2 protein-coding genes are annotated in these 4,911 nt (G+C 37.7%); both read right to left on the bottom strand.

Annotated elements, in window-relative coordinates:
* Positions 1–544: 544 nt before the first annotated feature.
* On the bottom strand, positions 545–2,044 hold the full coding sequence (locus JZY04_RS20675; RefSeq protein WP_181996233.1) for a RagB/SusD family nutrient uptake outer membrane protein: 1,500 nt from the start codon (positions 2,042–2,044) through the stop codon (positions 545–547).
* 32 nt (positions 2,045–2,076) lie between these two features.
* Positions 2,077–4,896 (bottom strand): TonB-dependent receptor, encoded by a 2,820-nt coding sequence (locus JZY04_RS20680; protein ID WP_122141541.1) that lies wholly within the window; start codon positions 4,894–4,896, stop codon positions 2,077–2,079.
* Positions 4,897–4,911: the final 15 nt, after the last annotated feature.

Here is a 4,911-nt window from a genome sequence, read left to right on the forward strand (position 1 = left end):
TGCAAAGTCTTTGCAGAACTGTAGCATATACTAAAACGCTTATAATGTGCGTATTACACAACGATATTGAACTTAGTGAAAAGAAAAAGATATTTATTAAAACGCTTATTATCAAAACACTACAAATCTTCTATTTTATTGAGAAGCTCAAAATGAAACACTTCATATATCTTACAATAATCAGATAATACATTGATTATCAGTATAAATAAGATTCTGCATTCTATTTCCTATTCTACTACATTTTTCCTTTGTACTAATTGACTATTTGCTTTATATAGATATTTTATTCACCTATCAATAGTCGAAATTTAGAGTAGTGTCACATTCACAGATCGCATATAAGATAAATATTTTTTAATGTGTCTTTCATTTGTATCTTGAAATAAACGACATTTTTCTATTGAAAAACAGTTTGAGTTACTTTTGGCTAATATACAACAAATGTCATAATGAAACTCAATAGGAAGTTCCATTATTGTGAAATAAAAAAGGCCACTCCCTTTAAAGAAAGCAGCCTTTTAATTACATGATTAATCCACTATTAATATCCGGGATTTTGTTGAGCTCTCAAGTTTGGATTTACATTTGTTTCATCAACAGGAATCGGAAGTATAGCTCTAAAGTAAGTTCGGTCAAAGCTTTGCGATTCTTTAATTAGTGAATAATGATACCCCTTATCTGCTTCATCTTTATAGCGAACGATTGTTTCATTATTGCGTAATGCATCGAAGTAACGTTGACCTTCACCAATCATTTCTTTTCTTCTTTCAAGAATGATTCTTTCTACTGTAGCATCTGCTTCCGAAACAGCCTTAGCTTCCGGATTCGCTCTCAGAACAATTTCATTCAGGTATTTAGCAGCTTTATCCTGGTGTCCCCCAAGCTTAGCCGCCGCTTCTGCAGCGCTCAAATATACTTCCGAAAGACGAAGTAAAGGCAGATTATTTAAACGCATTTCACCTACGTCGTCCTTATCAGCCGGGAATTTATTAATGAAGATTTTTGCATCGCCATATTCTTCTTTAAGATCCTTATCATACTGAGCCGGCAATACCATACCTATACGAACATCTTTAGGATCCTGACTCAGCATAGCCATAAAGTTTTTTGTAACTATTGCATCCGCATATCCGTTCTCGTTCAGCAAATAAGCAATACCATTACGGTCAGTCCAGTCATCATTACTTGCATTTATAACTTCGAAAATCATTTCGTTCGTATGTGCTCCATTGTTTTTATACCATGCATCTACATATTCTTCATTAGTCCAAAGTTTATATGGAGAGTTGGTTATAATATCTTCAGCAACTTTAAGTGCATTCTCGTTATCACCTTTAGTCAGATAGACTCTGGTAAGCAAGGCTTTTGCTGCCCATTCATTGATATATCCCTGAGTCTTATCTTTAGCAAGATATCCAGAATTAATAGCGTCAGTCAAGTCTCTGATGACTTGTGTATAAACTTCTGCTACTGTATTTCTGGAAGGCAAATCATTTCGTTCCAAAGGTTTCAAGATAACCGGGACACCCAAAGAAGCTCCGTTATCGGCTGTATAAGGCATACCATAGATTCTCACTAAGTCAAAATGAACCAATGCCCTGACAACCAATGCTTCTGAATATATTTTACCTATTTGTGCTTCTGTTGCGTCAGTCACCTTTTTTTCGTTAATTGCTTGAATCAGACGATTGGCACGGCGAACTACATTATAAGGTATATTCCACATATTAGGAGCATCATCCACAGTATAGCGCATCTCATAGCATGATGACGAACGCATACCCTGAGTTCTGGCTTGCATATCCTCAGCACGGACATCTCCATAATAAAACATACGGGCACCGTAATAGCTGGTGCTATTAGAGTTTCCCTGAATACCATCATACATACCTGTACGTGCAGTCAGAGCATCATTATAGTTTGTAATTGCATCTTCTGATGGAATTCCGTCAGCAGGTTTTCTATCCAGCCAATCATTCCCGCAGGAAGACAAACTTAGGATAGTAGCAACCAGTGTTATTGATTTATATATCTTTTTCATAAATTCTTTTTTCATAAATTGTTTCTACTTGATTAAAAACCGATTTCAATACCAAATGTAACAGTTCGAAGAGCCGGAGTCTCGAATGTACACAATCCGTCAACCGGAACTTCCGGGTCAACATACAAACTCTTTTTCTTCCAAGTTAGCAGGTTGTTTCCTGAAACATAAGCTCTTAATTTACTGATACCTGCTTTAGACGACCAGTTTTGTGGTAAAGTGAATCCCAAAGTCATATTCTTCACACGTAAATGATCTGTAGACATCAGCCAACGCGAAGAGGCTTTATTAGTGTTACCGTATGCAAATTGTGGCAATTTGGCATTATCACCTGTTTTCTGCCAGGTATCTTCCATCTTGTAATAAGCAGGAACATTACCCACATAATTATAAGTACCTCCATTGGATTGTAGCCAGGTAGCATAATCATAAGCATGTCCGCCCAAAGAGTAAGTCAGGGTTAAATTGAAATCAATAAACTTCCAACTGATATAATTGGTCAAACCACCTTGTACTTTAGGTTCGATAGAACCGATAATCGTTTTATTAGCAGCAGCAGAATTTGTTGTTGTTTCACGGCTACCATCTTCACCGTTTATATAATACAGTTCTTTACCTGTTTGAGGATCAACACCTGCATATTCATAGGCATAGATAGAATAATATGGTTCACCCACACGGTGGATAGAAACCCCATCAATGATTTCCTGTTGTTCGCCATCCAACTTGGTCAGCTTATTCTTATTATGTCCTAAGTTCAAGGAAGTAGTCCAGAAAAGGTCCTTGTTCTGGATGTTGGTAGACTTCAATTCCAATTCAAAACCACGATTTCTCATTGAGCCAACATTCACGAGCATATTAGCAGTACCCGCACTATTGATTACACCGACTGCAGCAGAAATCGGTTTATCCATTAAGAGATCTTTTGTCTCACGGTTATACCACTCAGCAGAAATAGTCAACCTATTGAGTAGTGTAAGGTCAATACCGATATTTGTGGCATAATTCTTTTCCCATTTCAGATTCGGATTATAGAAACGAGCTTCTGACGAACCACCATTTCCATTATAATTATATCCAAATTCATATACCCCCATATATCCGTAATAGTCTTTGGGCTGTGTACCATTTACACCGTAAGAAGCACGGATCTTAGCATCAGTAATAACATTGGATAATGATTCCATAAATGCTTCCTGTGAAAGTCTCCATGAACCTGATACAGACCAGAAATTGCCCCAACGACTATCTCTTGATAAACGCGAACTTCCATCACGACGGAAACTACCACTTACATAATATCTTCCGGCATAATCATAATTCAAACGTCCTAAATAGGAAGTCATTCGATAACTATTAATGTTACTGGCACCTCTTGAAACACCTGCATTTGTAATCTCCGGTAAGTAGGATGGATAAGTATTACCATTAGTATAGGTATAATCGTATTTGTAATCCTCCGTTTCAAATCCCAACAGTACATCGATATTATGGTGTTCTGCAAATGTCTTGTTGTAAGTTAACTGAGTTTGAGTATTCAACTTGCTTCTGTTCATCATATAGCGTTGAAATACCCCTTTTGAAGAACGACCATCATTGGAACGAGGATCCCACCATACACGATTGTTTGTCTGGTTAAAATCATAACCCAAAGTTTCTTTTATATTCAAATTATCCCAGATATTCCATGTTGCAGCCAATGTATTCAAAGTACGCACAATTGTACTACGATCATAATTATACGTTGCAGTCTGAAGAGGATTGGCACCATTCAAAGCAGGGAAACTCGTACTAAATGTACCATCTTCATTATATGGGAATGTAGAGGGAGAAGCTGTCATAGCCAGACACATGATGGGGCTTGAGAAACTAGTCCCTTCCGAGTTTACTTTTTGATTTGAATTTGTAAACATCGTACTTGCCTCAATTGTAACGCGGTCTGCCGTATGACTCATATTTGCACGTCCGGTGATACGCTCGTATCCAGACTGTAGTGTAATACCTTCCTGTTTGGTGTATCCAAAAGAGGTATAGAATTTAGTCCGCTCATTTCCTCCTTGAGCATTTACTTCATAATTTTGGTGAGAACCGTTTCTGAAAAGAATATCTTCCCAATCAGTATATCCGCTCCAAGGTTTTGCAGCATATTTATCAATATTATTATCTGCATAGTTCGTGGCATAAGCTTCATCCTTTCCAGAATTTAAAGCATAGTTTTTAAGACCCATATATAGGATATCGCGTCTATCTTCACCATTCAGAATGGGACGATAATCAATAGCTTTGTTGGAGAATCCCCAGTCTGCCCTCACATTGAGTTTCAATTTTCCTGAAGCTCCCTTTTTAGTAGTAATTACAATAACACCGTTTGCTGCGCGTGAACCGTAAAGTGAGGCAGCCGCTGCATCTTTAATTACCGTCATTGATTCGATATCATTACTGTTGATGGTGGACAATAAGCTATTACCTGACTGAGAATAAGTGAATTGACTTGCGTCACCAGTCATTACAGGTACTCCATCAATGACGTATAACGGATCATTGCCGGCATTAATTGACCCCATTCCACGAATACGTACAGATTCAACAGCACCCGGTTGTCCGGAAGTAGACGTAATCTGTACACCGGCAACAGAACCGGCTAATTTATCTTGTACACTTAAAGAAGGAACATCCTGAAGTTTCTCCGTCGTAATACTTGATGCCGCTCCCGTAAAAGATGATTTTTTAAATGTACCATATCCTGTTACAACGACTTCGTCCAACACTTCTGTATCAGGTTTTAGCGTAATCTTCATAACAGGCTTAATTGCCACCTCAACAGTCTGCATACCGATATACGAAATCTGCAAAGTCTTTGCAGAACT

It is taken from the genome of Bacteroides sp. 11BF, from assembly GCF_019633765.1.
GTDB lineage: Bacteria > Bacteroidota > Bacteroidia > Bacteroidales > Bacteroidaceae > Bacteroides > Bacteroides hominis.

What these genes read in the sequence shown, in the direction of transcription:
- JZY04_RS20675 (WP_181996233.1), bottom strand. Translation starts at nt 2,044, where the DNA reads ATGAAAAAGATATATAAATCAATAACACTGGTTGCTACTATCCTAAGT.